The sequence below is a fragment of the Nitrospirota bacterium genome (assembly GCA_016214855.1).
Classification (GTDB): domain Bacteria; phylum Nitrospirota; class Thermodesulfovibrionia; order Thermodesulfovibrionales; family UBA6898; genus UBA6898.
Window position 1 is genome coordinate 104,073 of record JACRMT010000002.1, and the last position, 15,260, is coordinate 119,332.

15 protein-coding genes are annotated in these 15,260 nt (G+C 51.5%); 5 read left to right on the top strand and 10 right to left on the bottom strand.

What is annotated here, in order from left to right; all coding sequences use genetic code 11:
• Nucleotides 1-26: 26 nt before the first annotated feature.
• Complete coding sequence (locus HZB62_00550; GenBank protein ID MBI5073655.1) at nucleotides 27-1,274, top strand: hypothetical protein; 1,248 nt, start codon at nucleotides 27-29, stop codon at nucleotides 1,272-1,274.
• Nucleotides 1,271-1,813 carry an adenylyl-sulfate kinase gene (locus HZB62_00555; protein ID MBI5073656.1) on the top strand — a complete coding sequence of 181 codons (543 nt, stop codon included), beginning with the start codon at nucleotides 1,271-1,273 and terminating at the stop codon, nucleotides 1,811-1,813. Before HZB62_00550 ends, HZB62_00555 begins: the two co-directional genes overlap by 4 nt.
• Before the next feature lie 5 nt (nucleotides 1,814-1,818).
• Here the strand turns inward: HZB62_00555 and HZB62_00560 are convergent, their stop codons facing one another.
• From HZB62_00560 to trpB, 7 genes are read right to left on the bottom strand one after another with little or no spacing between them, the layout of a single operon-like run.
• Nucleotides 1,819-3,876, bottom strand: coding sequence for an LPS-assembly protein LptD (locus tag HZB62_00560; protein ID MBI5073657.1), 2,058 nt, complete (start codon nucleotides 3,874-3,876; stop codon nucleotides 1,819-1,821).
• Nucleotides 3,877-3,898: 22 nt separating this feature from the next.
• Complete coding sequence (locus tag HZB62_00565) at nucleotides 3,899-5,203, bottom strand: bifunctional folylpolyglutamate synthase/dihydrofolate synthase (GenBank protein ID MBI5073658.1); 1,305 nt, start codon at nucleotides 5,201-5,203, stop codon at nucleotides 3,899-3,901.
• Nucleotides 5,200-6,036, bottom strand: coding sequence for an acetyl-CoA carboxylase carboxyltransferase subunit beta (locus HZB62_00570; GenBank protein ID MBI5073659.1), 837 nt, complete (start codon nucleotides 6,034-6,036; stop codon nucleotides 5,200-5,202). Before HZB62_00570 ends, HZB62_00565 begins: the two co-directional genes overlap by 4 nt.
• Before the next feature lie 48 nt (nucleotides 6,037-6,084).
• Entirely contained in the window at nucleotides 6,085-6,855 is a 771-nt protein-coding gene (locus HZB62_00575) for a 3',5'-cyclic-nucleotide phosphodiesterase (protein MBI5073660.1), read from the bottom strand.
• Nucleotides 6,852-7,958, bottom strand: a complete 1,107-nt coding sequence (locus HZB62_00580; protein ID MBI5073661.1) for a GAF domain-containing protein — start codon at nucleotides 7,956-7,958, stop codon at nucleotides 6,852-6,854. Before HZB62_00580 ends, HZB62_00575 begins: the two co-directional genes overlap by 4 nt.
• A complete protein-coding gene (locus HZB62_00585; GenBank protein ID MBI5073662.1) occupies nucleotides 7,959-8,735 on the bottom strand; it encodes a tryptophan synthase subunit alpha in 777 nt (258 codons plus the stop codon).
• Nucleotides 8,732-9,922, bottom strand: a complete 1,191-nt coding sequence (gene trpB, locus HZB62_00590) for a tryptophan synthase subunit beta (GenBank protein ID MBI5073663.1) — start codon at nucleotides 9,920-9,922, stop codon at nucleotides 8,732-8,734. Before trpB ends, HZB62_00585 begins: the two co-directional genes overlap by 4 nt.
• A gap of 165 nt (nucleotides 9,923-10,087) precedes the next feature.
• Here trpB and HZB62_00595 point away from each other — a divergent pair, with 165 nt between their 5' ends.
• The 3 genes from HZB62_00595 to HZB62_00605 are packed head-to-tail and all read left to right on the top strand — an operon-like array spanning nucleotide 10,088 to nucleotide 11,505.
• Nucleotides 10,088-10,504 (top strand): DUF3842 family protein, encoded by a 417-nt coding sequence (locus tag HZB62_00595; GenBank protein ID MBI5073664.1) that lies wholly within the window; start codon nucleotides 10,088-10,090, stop codon nucleotides 10,502-10,504.
• Nucleotides 10,497-10,685: a CooT family nickel-binding protein gene (locus HZB62_00600; GenBank protein MBI5073665.1), complete on the top strand. Its 189-nt coding sequence runs from the start codon at nucleotides 10,497-10,499 to the stop codon at nucleotides 10,683-10,685. The genes HZB62_00595 and HZB62_00600 overlap by 8 nt, the downstream gene beginning before the upstream one ends.
• A gap of 28 nt (nucleotides 10,686-10,713) precedes the next feature.
• Entirely contained in the window at nucleotides 10,714-11,505 is a 792-nt protein-coding gene (locus HZB62_00605; protein MBI5073666.1) for a lipoate--protein ligase family protein, read from the top strand.
• On the opposite strand, the gene HZB62_00610 is transcribed toward HZB62_00605, so the two are convergent.
• Genes HZB62_00610 through HZB62_00620 form a run of 3 tightly spaced genes read right to left on the bottom strand, consistent with a single transcriptional unit; the run spans nucleotide 11,405 to nucleotide 15,257 of the window.
• The gene (locus HZB62_00610) at nucleotides 11,405-12,433 is read right to left on the bottom strand and encodes a hypothetical protein (protein MBI5073667.1); all 1,029 of its coding nucleotides are present in this window, start codon (nucleotides 12,431-12,433) and stop codon (nucleotides 11,405-11,407) included. The genes HZB62_00605 and HZB62_00610 overlap by 101 nt on opposite strands.
• A gap of 32 nt (nucleotides 12,434-12,465) precedes the next feature.
• A complete protein-coding gene (locus tag HZB62_00615) occupies nucleotides 12,466-14,421 on the bottom strand; it encodes an ATP-dependent helicase (protein ID MBI5073668.1) in 1,956 nt (651 codons plus the stop codon).
• Nucleotides 14,418-15,257, bottom strand: coding sequence for a 1,4-dihydroxy-6-naphthoate synthase (locus HZB62_00620; GenBank protein ID MBI5073669.1), 840 nt, complete (start codon nucleotides 15,255-15,257; stop codon nucleotides 14,418-14,420). The genes HZB62_00615 and HZB62_00620 overlap by 4 nt, the downstream gene beginning before the upstream one ends.
• Nucleotides 15,258-15,260: the final 3 nt, after the last annotated feature.

Below are 15,260 nucleotides of genomic sequence, written 5' to 3' on the forward strand. Positions count from 1 at the left end.
TGTTTTTTCTGATATAATAGAGACTTATGGAGCAGGCAACGACAGGTCTTACAACCCTCTTTGGACTTCTTTCGATCCCGGTGCTGGTGGCGCTCTTTTTTATTATCAGAGCGGTCTATAAGAATACCCTCGGAAAGAAGATGCAGACGACCCTCAGAGAGGATTACCAGAACGAGGCGGACCGGTTCGAAAAGGCCGGCAAGTTCGTATCTGCAGCAGATGTATACGAGAAAAAGCTGAAAAATCTCCAGAAGGCTGCTGCGCTGTATGAAAAGGGAGGGGATTGCAGAAAGGCCGCATCGCTTTACGATTTTCTCGGTGTATCATCCAAGGCAAAAGAGATGTATGAAAAGGCCGGCAATATCGAGGATGCTGCAGAGGTCTCGATACGGGACGGTGAATTCGAGGAGGCGGCAAAGCTCTACAGCAAGGCAGGAAAGAAGATCGACGAAGCGGTCATTATGGAGCAGGCCGGCAGAAGGCTTCCTGCGATCAGGGCATACCGCGAGGCAGGCGACTACCGAAATGCCGCCCGTCTGCTCGAGGCAGAAGGCATGCTGAAAGAGGCTGCCGAGATGTTCGGTCTCATGCTCCGTGACAAGGCAGTTGACCGGTCAACGCTCGATGATTTTTATGCCTATGCCTTCAAGCTCGAAAAAACAGGCCAGGCCGATAAGGCAGCCGAAACATACCGGCAGATAGACCTGGCAGACCCTACGTACAAGGACGTGAGGGAAAGGATCCAGGCCCTTTCCCCGCAACAGGAAAAAGAAGAGGAGCAGGAGGACACGCAAGGCAGGACCTCTGTACGCAGCTTCATCAAGAGCGGTAATCTCGACCCAAAGCACAGTTTCAAGCTCTGGTATCAGATATTGAAGGCGCTTCAGGAGGCACACAGGATCGGCAGGCCGTACGGCTTCATAAGCCCTGAGAATATCCTTATCGACACGCATAACAACATCTCATTCATGAAAAGATCTCTCACATCCGCCTATACGCCGCCTGAACAGACAAAGGGTCTGGAGCCTGACGTACGGGCTGACATCTTCTCATTGGGCGTCATTCTCTACGAGATGCTGACCGGACAGCTTGAAGGCCTCGGTGCGGTCAGGGTCATAGATGTTGTCCACGATGTGCCGGACTGGCTCGATGAGATCGTCATACGGTGTATCAGAAAGGTTCGCGAAGACCGTTACCAAAGCATCGACGAGATATTTACTGACGTCAGGAATCTGTCGAAAAGCAGAAAAGATACGGACAACACCGCAGCATGAGCGGCATGGTCATTTGGATCACCGGACTCCCCGGAAGCGGCAAAAGCACCATTGCTGATGCCGTTAAGCTGAAATGTCCTGACTTCGTTATTCTCCGCATGGATGACCTGCGGCATATGGTTACGCCGCAGCCGGCCTATTCAGACGATGAACGGGAACTGGTGTACCGCAGCCTCGTCTATGTTGCAAAGACCCTTTCCGACCTTGGGCATGAGGTGATCATTGATGCTACCGGCAATATGAGACGGTGGCGGGAGCTTGCGCGGAGAATGATCTCGCCTTTTGCAGAGGTTTATCTCAAATGTTCCTTCGAAACGTGCAGCCAAAGAGAGCGGCAGAGGACAGAAACTCACGGGGCCCCAAGAGGGATCTACCAAAAAGGCCTTGCAGGCTGGCCGGTCCCCGGCTTGAGCGCGCCGTATGAAGAGCCCTCAAATCCTGAAATAGTCATTGATGCGGAAAAGATAACGGCAGTTGCTGCTGCAGAACAGATCATCGAATTTATCGAAAGATCCCGAAAAAACCCTGCCTCCGGATAGTTTCCTTAGGATGAGGGGCGGGACTGCGGAAGAGGAAGAGTATTCTCCTTTCCGGAACCCTGATACGTATCCCTGGGCTGTTTTGCTGTTATCCCGAAAAGGTCGAACATCATCTGCACAGAAAAATCGCCCGGTTTCTTGACTGCCTCCAGCCTGACCCCCCAACACTGGCTGGTGTATTGAGCATGACCGCCCACCTGCCTTAACCCTTCGCCCTTCGCATCGTAGCGAGCCTCCAGGCCGAGCTGAATGGGTCTGACCGGCTGGACCGCCAAACCGGCCCTGAATACCATGATGTTGTCCGGCATACTGTATCGCTGCCCGAAACTGACGCTGCCGTATGAAAAGGGCAGCACGAATTCGGAGCTTACCGCCTGTATCTTTCCCGTATTGACATCATAGGCAGTGGTGACTCTTGCAGGGACAGGCATCTGCATCGCCAGCTCAAATTCAAAAGGTCTGAACGGTCTGTCACCATTATTCATGTCAAAAGGCTGGGTGACACGTGCTGTCACCACTTCCTTCCCTTTAACAAGGAATCTGTTGAGCAGACTGAGTTCCAGCCTCGACGTCTTGCCGTGAAGTTCCCATTCGTCAAAGGTGTACCCAAGGTCATTTGGTGAACTCGATATATAATGATAGCGGATCGCGGGTTCCATCATATGGGTAAAGGAACCGTATCTTCTGACGAACCGGGCATGGATGTTTCCGTCATATTCAAATGCCAGCCGCTCCTGATTGCTGTTTGATCCGCCATCATGGTAAAACTCGTAGGCAGTTCCCCTCACTGCCGCGGTCTGGGACAGAACAACATCGCTGCCGACTGTATGAAGCACTGCAGGGAACAGATCGAGCCTGTGCGCTGAGACACCGTTCTTTCTCCAGAAGTTCACTGCAGCAGCCTCGGCTGAAACGAGGAAACTGCCAAGACGCGTATAATTCATGACATATCCGATCTCTGGCAATCTTTGAGGGATGTCGCCGGTGGCGTCTTTAAGGTCGATCCAGTACTGCGCAAGGAAATAGGCGCGCGCATTGTCAAAGGGAGTAGTCACTTCAACGGTGGTCTCGAGAAAACGCTGTATATTCTGTTCACTGTTCCGATGTATCTCCCGGAAAAAATTCTTTTGGGGCGCAATCTCCCGGTAATAATTCTTCTCGTTCACAAAATTGGCGTTCAGGAATAGTCCTGTACCGCCGGTAGACCGGTCATCATGCAGTGCTCTGAACTCCGTGAAATCCGTATGCAGCCGATGGTCGCGGATATGGTAGAGCTGCCAGATACTCTGCACGCCCGGCTCGATAAAACGGTATTCCATGCCTGTGCCGATCCCCTGCCGCGCATAGGCATCGAGCAGGAACGTTGCATCCCTGTTTTCCGCTATTGCCCAAAAAAATGGGATATTGAGGCCCAGTCCGCGTGAACTGCTGCTGCCGACAGTCGGCAGCAGAAAGCCGGTCTTCCGGTCGTTGTTCAGCGGCGCCCAAAGGCGGGGGGAATAGAGAAGCGGGATGTCCCTGACGCGGAATGATACGTCCTGCCCGGTGATCTTATCACCAATGACCAGATCCATTTCCCTGCCGCGGAAACACCACGCAGCAACAGGCCCGTCACACGTCGTTACAGTAATCTCGTCCCTGCTGTAGAATTCGTTCTCCGCTCTTCTCTCGATCTCCCGGCCTTTGATGCGGAAATTATCGTCCTTGGAGAGGATATCGGCCTCATAAAGTTTGCCGGTCTTCTTCTCCATATTCATTTCAGCAGCAGTTGCGGTAAAAAAAGTCTGCCGGTCGCTGTACCGCACATTCCCGGAAGCGGTCACATCGCCGGTCTCCGCAAAGTAGACCATTTCATCTGCCTCAACCGTGGCATCAGCCTGTTCGACCGTCACGGTTCCCCTTGCAATATATTTCTTTGTTTCAGAGAAATACTCAAGTGTGTCGGATGTGATGACGGTCTTCTGCCCGGCAGCATAGCAGAGATTAATGGAGAGTGGAGAGTGGAGAGTGAAGAGCGAAAAAGCGAGTGCAACAAGCGCTTTTATTGCTGCTCTGCCGGTCAATGACAGCTCCGAACTGCGTTTATCATTCCCGCAGCCTGGCAAGCACACCTTTTTTGCCGAACGCCTCTTTTACCTCACCGATTGTGTAGAACGAACCGGTAACAACGATGAGGTCACCCTGCAGATACAGCCGCTCTGCCATATCCAGGGCATCTGCAACCGTCAGGGCGGTCTGTGCGAGGTATCCGAGCCCGCGGGCCTCAGCAGCGAGCGCGGCAGGAGATGCAGCCCTGCCATAGCCGGCAGCGGCGAATATGATCTCCGAGGCGAGGGGGAGCAGAGGCTTCATGATACCTGCCCTGTCTTTGTCGTTCATGATGCCCATGATCAGGATAATGCGGCTGTACAGGTCAAGTGCTTTTTTCAGATATTCGGCAAGTACTGCCGCAGCCTGCGGATTATGCGCCCCATCAATGAGCATTGGCGGCCGGTCTTTCACGAACTCCAGCCTGCCTGGCCAGGTGGCGTCTGCCAGGCCCTGCCTGATATCGCAGTCCATATCCGGATATTTCCTCATGATAACTTCTATCGTCTTTATGGCCAGTGCCGCATTCCGGGCCTGATGCCTTCCTGCAAGCCGCAGGGCGAGGCCATGATATTCTCCATCTCCGTGATAGTCGATCCTGATGCCGACAAGTTCGTCTGCCGTTACATCAGCAGAAAAATCCCTTCCGCATACTGCCATTGCAGAACCGCACTCTTCTGCTCTCAGCTCCAGCACTTCTGCAGCATCAGGATGCTGCAAGGCCGAGATCACGGGCACACCCTGCTTGATAATACCTGCTTTTTCTCCTGCGATCTCCCTGAGCGTAGAACCTAAAAAATCGCTATGGTCAATATCGATGGCAGTGATCACTGAGGCCTCGGGCATAAGAATGTTGGTTGCATCAAGCCTGCCTCCCATGCCCACCTCAATAACAGCCCACCTGACCTGCATCTTTCTGAAATACAGAAACGCCATCGCAGTCGTCACCTCGAAAAAAGTGGGCAGAAAATCGGGGATGTTTTCAGCGGCCTTTCGCACTTCATCCGCGAGCTTCACCACTTCAGCCTCGGATATCTCTTTGCCGTTCACCCGTATTCTCTCGGTAAAGCTCACGAGATGGGGCGAGGTGAAAAGCCCGGTCGTGACCCCTGCGGTCCGTAATACGGAATCGATCATGGACGACGTTGAACCCTTGCCGTTCGTTCCTGCCACATGGACCGAACGAAACGACTCCTGGGGGTCATGCAACGCAGACATGAGTTTTCTGATATTATCCAGGCCGAACTTCATGCCGTATTGCTGAAGACGATAGAGGTACGCTATCGTGCCTTCATAGCTCATGCAAGCATTCCTATGATCTGACCGATCGTCTTTTTCAGATCCTTCCGGTCAACCACCATGTCTATCATGCCGTGGTCCAGCAGAAACTCTGCCCTCTGGAAATCATCAGGCAGCTGCTGTTTGATCGTCTGTTCAATGACCCTCGGGCCTGCGAATCCTATCAGGCTTCTCGGTTCAGCAATGATAATATCGCCGAGCATGGCAAAACTCGCCGTAACGCCTCCGAAAGTCGGATCCGCCAGGACAGATATGTAGAGACAGCCGTTATCACTCAACCGGGCAATGGCAGCAGATACTCTGGCCATCTGCATAAGAGAAAAGATACCTTCCTGCATGCGCGCCCCGCCTGAAGAAGCGACCGTGACGAGCGGCTTCTTTGCCTCAAGGGCAGTCTCAGCCGCCCGCATTACCTTTTCCCCAACCACCGATCCCATGCTGCCGCCCATGAACGAAAAGTCCATCATCACCAGGACCACAGGAATGCCCTCTATGGCAGCCTCTCCTGATATGGCCGCTTCTTCGAGCTCGCTTTTCTTTCTGTTATCATCAAGACGATCCTTGTATGAGATCTTGTCCCGAAAATTCAACGGGTCCTTGGATGAAAGGCCTGTATCGATCTCTGAGAAGCTGCCTTCATCGACAAGCAGCTGAATGCGGTCCTTTGCGCTGATCCGGAAATGGTAATTACACTTGGGGCAGATCCTGAGGTTCTTGTCTATTTCCTTCTTATAAATGATCTCCCTGCAGCTGTCGCACTTCACCCACAGCCCCTCGGGGATCTTGATCTTCTTCTCTGTCTTTATTGTTTCCTTGCTTTTCTTAAACCATGCCATTGTCTTATTGTCCCTTATGCTGCCGCGAAGCTCACGCTGAGGTGACTATTATACCTCATATGTGCGGCCATCTTTAATGATCTGAATCGTGGTCTGCTTCTTTTTCTTTATTTCCTGAAGTTCCTTCAGGATCCTTGCCATATATTGCGGCTTTATGTGGGTAATCAGGATCTTTTCAGGCAGGTGTTTCATTTTGTCGATCTCAAGACTGAGCAGTTCCGGGGTGAGGTGGCCCGTCTTTACTGCAAGATCCCCCATGGCGTTTGGAAAGGAGACTTCGATGATCATGACGTTTATGCGGCCTGATGAAGCCCATATCTTCTTTGTCGGGCCGGTGTCCCCGGTATAAAGAAGGGTTCTGCCACGCTCGTTTCTCAGCACATATCCCACTGCCGGAACCGTGTGACTGACAGGATACGCGGTCACCGAATAACCATTGACAACGAAAGGCCTTCCCGGAACAATGGTTTTCAGCTTCAGCACAGGATCAAGAGATGCTGATATTTTGGTGAAATCCGGCCAGAGCCTGTCATTTAAAAGGTTGTCGCGCAGGGTTTTGAGCGTTTCTTTTGTGGCATAAAGGTTCACGCTGTGCTTCTTCTGCTTGATGACAATATTATCGGCAAGAAAGGGAATTGCCTTGATATGGTCAAGGTGGGAGTGTGTGATCAGGATATTCATCACCTCCCACTGCTTTGACTCACTGAGCGAAGCCCCAATGGTCCCGGCATCGAGAAGGACCTTTCTGTCAACAAGAAAGGCAGGCGAATTATACCCGGGCAGTTCCGCTCCCGAGCTTCCCAAAACCTTCACTTTCACAGCTGCGCTCCCAGTTCGGGGAGCATCCGGATAAAATGTTTTACCACGTCACCGTCGAACTGCGTCCACGAATGCTTATGCAACTCATCAATGGCGGTCTGCATGCTGAGTGCTTTGCGGTAAGGTCTGTCCGTGGTCATGGCGTCATAGGTGTCTGCAACCGCAATAATCCGTGCAATAGGGTCAATAGCGTTCCCCTTGAGCTTATCCGGGTATCCGCTGCCGTCGTATTTTTCATGATGCCCCCGCACGCCGGGAATGATGTCCTTCATCTGTTTTACGCGGTGGAGCGCTCTCGAGCCCAACGCGGCATGTTCGTTCATCATCGTTAACTCCTCCGGATCGAGCTTGTCCTGCTTCAAAAGGATACAATCATGGATGCCGATCTTGCCGATATCATGCAGGATAGCGGCAAGCTTGAGCCGTTCCATGTCATGCGCAGAAAGTTCCATTGACCTGCCGATCCCTATGCTGTAATGCATTACCCTCTGCGTATGTCCGCCGGTGTAGGGGTCACGTATCTCGATCAATTCGGCAAGGGCATGTGCCGTTTCATAGAAGGTTTCCTTCAGCTCCGCATAAAGGTCTGCGTTTTCTATTGCAATGGCAACCTGGTTTGCCAGCGCACAGAGACTGTCCTTGTCCTCATCGTCAAACAGACCTGCTTTTTTATTTATGGCCTGCAGCACGCCAAGGACCCTGTTCTTTGTTTTGACAGGGACACAGACCATGTTCCTTGTCTGGAAGGTGCTCTTTGCGTCTGCACCGCCGAAAAATCTGGGGTCTGCCGCAACATCATGAATGATTATGCTCTCGCTCTTTTCGGCAACCCATCCCGCGATGCCCTGCCCTCTTGCCAGTCTGATCTCCTTGAGCGCGCATCCCTTATCGCCAAGTGCAACCTCGAAAAAAAGTTCGCCGGTCTCCTGGTCAACAAGAAGCAGGCTGCCGGTCTCTGCATTTACCAGAGATGTTGCAGCCTCGATAGCACGCTTCCTTATCTCACGCGTATCGAGGGTTGAGTTCACCAGCGCGGAAAGCTCCATGAGCGTCTTTGTCTGCTGGAGCTTTCTCTGGAGAGTGTATGTTAAGAGGTCGGCCATCTAAATGCTTTCGCGCAGGGAAAGCAGGTAATTTTTCAATGCCTCATCAGGTTCGTTGACCTTCTTGACGATCGCGCTGCCGATGATCACGCCGTCAGCGAACCGGGCGACCAGAGAAGCCTCATCAGGCGTTGAGATGCCGAAACCGACTGCAATGGGAGTATCGCTGACAGATCTGATGCGGTCGATATGGGATCCGATCGCAGGATCAAGCGCGAGCTTCGAACCGGTGATGCCGGTGATGGATACATAATAAATGAAGCCATGGGACGCCTGACTGACCCGCGCGATCCGGTCCTCTGTCGAGGTGGGTGCAAGCAGGAAGATCAGATCAAAGGGCTTCTTCTTCGCGAGTTTCATCATATCTCCTGCCTCATCAGGCGGAAGGTCCGGGACTATGATACCGTCAACCCCTGCAGAGCATGCATCTGCGACAAATTTCTCTTCTCCATATTTGAAGATGGGGTTGTAATAGGTCATCAGGATAATCGGGATCCGGGTCGTCTTTCGCAGGTCAGCAACAAGATCTATAACCGTGTGCAGGGTCGTACCGTTCTCAAGAGCCCTCTGCGCAGCAGCCTGTATCGTAGGTCCGTCTGCAAGCGGATCGGAAAAGGGCACGCCAAGCTCGATGATATCTACGCCGCAGTCCTCGAGGATCCTGACCATCTCCTTTGTTCTCTGGATGCTCGGATCCCCTGCCATGATATACGCAATAAAGGCCTTCCGGCTATCATTTTTGAGCAGCTGGAATTTTTTGCTGATGCGGGACTTCATAGCTGCACACCCTTGATGCGTGCCACATGCTGCACATCCTTGTCACCCCTGCCTGAAAGGTTCACGATCATGATCTCGTTTTTCGCGAGTTTCGGCGCAAGCATCAAGGCCTCTGCAAGGGCATGGGAAGATTCAAGCGCAGGAATGATACCCTCGGTCATCGAAAGCCTGCCAAAGGCTGCAAGCGCCTCGTCATCCGTTGCGTAGGCATACTGGACCCTGCCTGAGTCCCTGAGAAATGCATGCTCAGGCCCGACAGCCGCATAGTCAAGACCGGCCGATACCGAGTGGGTGCCCAACACGTTGCCGTCATCATCCTGGAGCAGATAACTTTTCGTGCCCTGGAGCACGCCGACCGAACCTCCGGCAAAACGCGCTGCATGCTCGCCGGCAGCAATACCCCTGCCGCCTGCTTCAACGCCGATCATCTTCACATTATCGTCCATGAACTCATGGAACAGGCCCATGGCATTACTGCCGCCGCCAACACAGGCGATAAGATAGTCAGGGAGTTTTCCCTCTGCGGCGAGGATCTGTTTCCTTGCCTCTCTGCCGATAACAGACTGGAAATCCCGGACCATTGCCGGGAAGGGATGCGGGCCAAAGACCGTACCCATAACATAATGAGTAGTCCTGACATTCGTGGTCCAGTCTCTCAGTCCTTCGTTGATCGCATCCTTCAGGGTCCTTGAACCGATCGTCACCTCATGTACCTTTGCGCCGAGAAGCTTCATCCTGAAGACATTCAGGGATTGACGGGCAACGTCTTCAGAGCCCATGTAGATCTCACAGTCAAGCCCGACCAGCGCTGCTCCTGTTGCCGTTGCAACGCCATGCTGCCCAGCTCCTGTCTCTGCGATCAATCTCTGTTTGCCCATCTTCTTTGCAAGCAATGCCTGGCCGATAGCGTTATTGATCTTGTGCGCGCCGGTATGGGCAAGATCCTCACGCTTAAGATATATTTTGGCGCCGCCAAGATCAGCGCTCAGCCTCTTTGCAAAATAGAGCGGCGTGGGCCTTCCGATATAGGTCTGCTGGAGCAGCCTGAGTTCATCATGGAACTCCCTGTCTTTTTTTAGCGCTGCGTACGCAATTTCGAGTTCCTGGAGCGCAGGCATAAGGGTCTCAGGCACGAACCTGCCGCCATAAGCCCCAAAATAGCCCTTTTTATCAGGTAATTTTTTGATAGCCAATCCCCCTTATGGATACAAAAAGAAATGTGATAAGGATCCGAAATATAAGCCTGTTTATTATATCCCAAATAAGTCAAATAACAACATAAAAAGCCCCTCTCTCATAACCCCGGAGATTATTCCTTTGACACATAGAGCCCCATTTCTTATACTTCAATTATGCTTAAGATCGCGGTAATAGACGGCCAGGGGGGCGGCATCGGAAGCCTTGTGGTGAAGCGGCTGAAAGAGGAATTCTCTGACAGGGTAGAGGTGATCGCGCTCGGCACCAATGCTGCGGCGACAACGTCCATGATGAAGTCTCGGGCTAACAAGGGCGCCACCGGAGAGAACGCCATCATCTGGAACTCTGACAAGGTAGATATGATCGTCGGCCCCCTGAGCATTGCATTCCCGAATGCCATGTTGGGCGAGGTGACCGGCAGGATGGCAACAGCCATTGTTTCATCTCCTGCCCGGAAACTCCTGCTGCCTCTGAACCAGGAAGGGATTGAGATAGCAGGCGGGGACAAGGAACCCCTGCCCCATCTTATTGAACATGTAATCTCACAGATAAAGGAGAGCGGCCATGTGTGAAGCAAATGCCTATATCTATAGCGACGGCAAAGAAGAACTCTATCTTGAAAACGTCGATCTCATGAAGCCGGAAAACGGCAAGATTTTCATGAAGAATCTTTTCGGGGAGCAGAAGATCTTTGAAGGGGAGATCAAAGAGGTCTCGCTTCTCCGTCACAAGATTATCTTAGAGAAAAAATAGCTTCTCTCTTTCCGGGTAACCTGAACGTATGTCTTATGAATGGCGGCTGATCGATTCAGGGCCATGCAGTGCCTCTTACAACATGGCGCTTGACGAGGCGATAGCCGCTTCGGTCAGAAGCCGCAAAGCACCTCCCACGCTTCGGTTCTACAGCTGGGACAGTCCGTCCCTGAGCCTCGGCTGTTTTCAAAAAACCTCAGACCTTGATCTGGATCACTGCAGACAGAACAGTATCCCGTTTGTCAGAAGGCCGACAGGGGGGAGGGCGATCCTCCATGGTGATGAGCTGACTTATAGCTTCTCTGTGCGCACAGACCGGGAGCCTTTTTCAGAAGGCCTGATCGAAAGCTACCGCAGGATAAGCTGTGCGTTCAACCTTGCCTTCCAAAAGATCGGCATGCAGGTCGAATCAAAGATGCAGAGGGAGCGGGGCAGGGTTCTGACCGGAAGCCCCCTCTGTTTTGGGTCAAGCTCGTATGGTGAGATCCTCCTGAATGAGCGGAAGATCGTCGGAGCTGCCCAGAAACGGTGGCAGGACGGACTTCTCCAGCAGGGGTCAATACCGTATGCCTGCGACAAAGAAAGGATCGTTCATGTTATCGCAGGAAAAGCTTCAGAAACAGAAAATTCTCCGGATGGCCTGAAGGAGATCGTGCCTGATTTTGACGATCGGAATTTCAGAATAGCGGTTCGGGAAGCGTTTGAAGAGACCTTCGGGATCAGCCTTCTGACTTCTCATCCTGACCCGGCAGAGTATCAGCTTGCCGGGGAGCTTGAGCAGGGGAAGTATCTTCAGAACTCGTGGAACCTTCGTCTGTAGCTGCCGAATCAGTTGCCAAATCAGGTGCAGATTTGGCAGTCCCCGTCTCCGGTTTCTTTATCTCCAGCTCATAGTAATAGGTAAAGACAACTCCAAGCAAAGCAAACCAAAGATAATCAAGCAATAATTCTATAGGCAATGAAACAACCACGCCGATAACAGGAATTAGAAGAAGTGGATAACCGACCATCATTATTGAAAAGTTGATAGCTACATAGGCAAACAAGAAAAGAACGCTGAGCAAAAACACGTCTTGTTTACGCCAAAGAAAATTACAGGCATCTTTGAATGCTTTTATAGAACCCTCTCTTTTGAAAAAGAGGATGACAATACCGTAAACCATGACTGTCAGGGCTATCAGCAGCAACAGAAGAACCGTGAGAGTAAAAAATATGCCGAGGAAAAGGCCCAGTGTGACATTCTGACTTTTTGCAGCAGTAACAATAAACGACAATCCAATACCAAGAAGAGTAAACAAAATAAAATATATCACTCCAATTAAAGAAAAATACCATGCATATGGAAAAAATAATTGCTTGGCTTCAACAAAAAACTGTTTCATGCTAAACGTAAACGACGAATCGAAGACGCTTTTCCCCAATATGCCGACTGATCCACCAAAGACATAAAGTTTGAGAGTAATTTTAAGTAAAAAATAGATAATGAAAGCGACTAAAACCATTAACACCAATCCAAAATATTTAGCTAATAAATCAGATGGGCTCGACAAGACAGTTAGAATATCCTTGGCTTGGACAAGTCCAGTCAGGTCAAGGCCGAATATGACAAAGGCAATGCCGAGCGGGATACCAACAACAATAAAAAAGCTGATACAATTTATAATCATCAGCACTGCCTGCACACCGACAAGCTGCATGCGCCTGTTAATAGTATGGAATCCTGCTCTTATAGCTTCAGCGAAAGTCATGATAATTACATTAACAAAAAAAGCTCTCGGAATTATACATCCTCTACTGCCATCTCCTCAAAGCAATCTGAGGGAAGCTCCTTCAGGAACCGGGACTGCTGGGCAATCCCCATGGTCTGCCAGTCATCAGCAACCACCGGATAGCAGAGGTACAGGGATTCTTTGGCCCTGGTCACGCCGACGTAGAAAAGTCTGCGCTCTTCTTCCTCGTCTTCGTTCTTGAGCGATTTTGCGGATGGGAACTTCCCGTCGTTCAGGCCGATCAGGAAGACCGTGTTCCACTCCAGCCCTTTTGCCTGATGCACTGACGAAAGGATAACCTTGCCTTCAGACGCCTCTGCACCTTCAGCTGCATCAGCAAGCCCCTGGAGCGTCATCTCGCTCAAAAAGGTCTCTAACAGATCGTACCTCTGGGCAAATTTCATCATCTGCGTTACGTCTTCGACCCTCATGTCAGCATTGGGATAGGTTGCATGGAGATGGTCCTCATACCCGTGCTGCATCACATAATCGATCGCTGCAGAAGGCATGCCCAGGTACCGCTCATGTTTCAGCACGCTCAGCATCTCAAGAAAATTATTAAATGCTGTTACCGCTTTCTTCGGCACAAGCTTGTACGCATCGAAGACAGCCTCAACAGGTTTCTCTTCCTGCTGAATGAAATTCCAGATCTTTGCGGCAGTGATATTGCCGATGCCGGGAGTGAGTTTAAGCACGCGTTTCCAGCTGATCTCGTCATGGGGGTTGGCAACGATCTTCAGGAATGCAAGCGTATCCTTGATATGTGCCTGCTCGAAGAACGTAAGCCCTGACCTCACGTCAAAGGGTATGCCCTTGCGCTGGAACTCCATCTGGAGTTCCATGGACTGAAAATGGGAACGGTAGAGCACCGCGATCTCATTAAATGATCGTCCGTCAGCATTCAGGTCTATCACAACCGACGCCACAAATTCTGCCTGCTCAAACACGTCCTTGAGCGCAACCATATAAGGAAGCTCGCCTGCAGCAGAAACCGCATGGAGATCTTTGCGGAACTGCCTGCGGTTATGAAGAATGCTGCTATTGGCAAGGTGCAGCACCTGGGGAGTCGAGCGATAGTTCGTGGTGAGCTTGTACAAAGCAGTTCCCTCATGCTTTTCAGGAAACTTCAGGATATTCTCAAAGTCAGCGCCTCTGAAAGAATAGATCGACTGGGCGTCATCACCCACAACCATAAGGTTGCCCTCGGGACCGGTCGTGAGGTCTATGATCCCGGCCTGAAGTTTGTTCGTATCCTGGTACTCGTCAACCAGCAGGTGCCTGAATTTTATCGAATAGTATTCGCGGATCTTCGGATGCTCGGTAAAAAGCCTCTTCCATCCATGGAGCAGATCGTCAAAATCAAGGAGGTTCAGATGGACCTTCTTTTTATCATAGAGTCCCGCTATCTTCACGATCTCTTCAAGCAGATGGGAGAAGTGCGAAAAGCGCCTGAGTACAACATCCTCAACCGGCATGTCCGTATTCCGCGAGAGGCTGCATATCTCGGCCAGCACGCTGCCTTTGGGGAGAACAGTTTCCTTCTGGTACACATCTGCAATGCAGGCATCGAAGAGCTCCTTTGAATCCTCACGGTCAAGGATCGAGAAGCCCTGCCTGTACCCGATGAGCTGGCAGTGCTGTCTGAGGAGCAGATTTGCGATATGGTGGAACGTGCCGCCAAAAAGGCCGGAGATGTTCATGCCTATCAGGAGTTCAACCCTTCTCAGCATCTCCCGTGCTGCCTTGTTCGTAAAGGTAAGAAGAAGGATGTTTTCGGCAGGGGTGCCTGTTTCGATCAGGCGTGCAACCCGGTATGTGACAACCCGGGTCTTCCCTGTACCCGCTCCGGCAAGCACCAGCGCAGGGCCCTCCCCATGCATTACCGCAGCCAGCTGCTCCGGATTAAGGTCCTTTGCATAATCAACCGAAAACCGGGGCGGTTCTCTGTGGAGGAGATACTTTTTCATACGGTCAGAAAGAGTGGAAGGGATGATTTCGGAATTATGCCCTGCTCAGTCGCTCTTCTGAAAAGCTCTTCGACCGCCTGAACGCCTCTGTTACCGATATCGAGGGAATAGTCATTCACATAGAGCCTGATATGCTGATCTATGACCTGTCCGTCAAGCTCCTGTGCATGGCTCCTGATATAGATCTTTGTTTCTTCGCTATGGCTGAAGGCATATTCCAGACTCTTACGGATCAACGCATCGGTCTTCTGAACAAACTCTTTGCCCAGGTCTCTTTTCGCGATAATGCACCCCAGCGGAATAGGAAGCCCTGTCTCCTGCTCCCACCAGACGCCGAGATCCATGATCTGCTTCAATCCTGCCTGCTGATAGGTAAAACGGCTCTCGTGGATAATGAGCCCTGCGTCTGCCTCCCCGTTTTTGACCGCATCGATGATCTGATGAAAGGGCATAACCTTGATCTTTTTCTTCAGTTCAGGATCAAAGATCTGCAGAAGCAGAAAGGCTGTGGTCAGTTCTCCGGGGATCGCAATGGTCTTTCCCCTGAGATCCTGCATCGAACATTCGTCCCGCGCCACGACAAGCGGGCCGCAGCCCTTGCCGAGCGCACCACCTGATCTGAGCAGGCAGTATGTATCTCTGAGATGACCAAAGGCATGGAACGACACCTTTGTGATGTCGAGCTTTGCCTGCTGCGCCATCCGGTTCAGGGTCTCGACATCTTCAAGGATCTCTTTGTACACAATGCCCGCAGTATCGATCTTCCCATGCACAAGGGCATAAAAGATGAACGTGTCATTGGGGCAGGGTGAATAGCCAAGGGAAAGAGTTCGCACGAT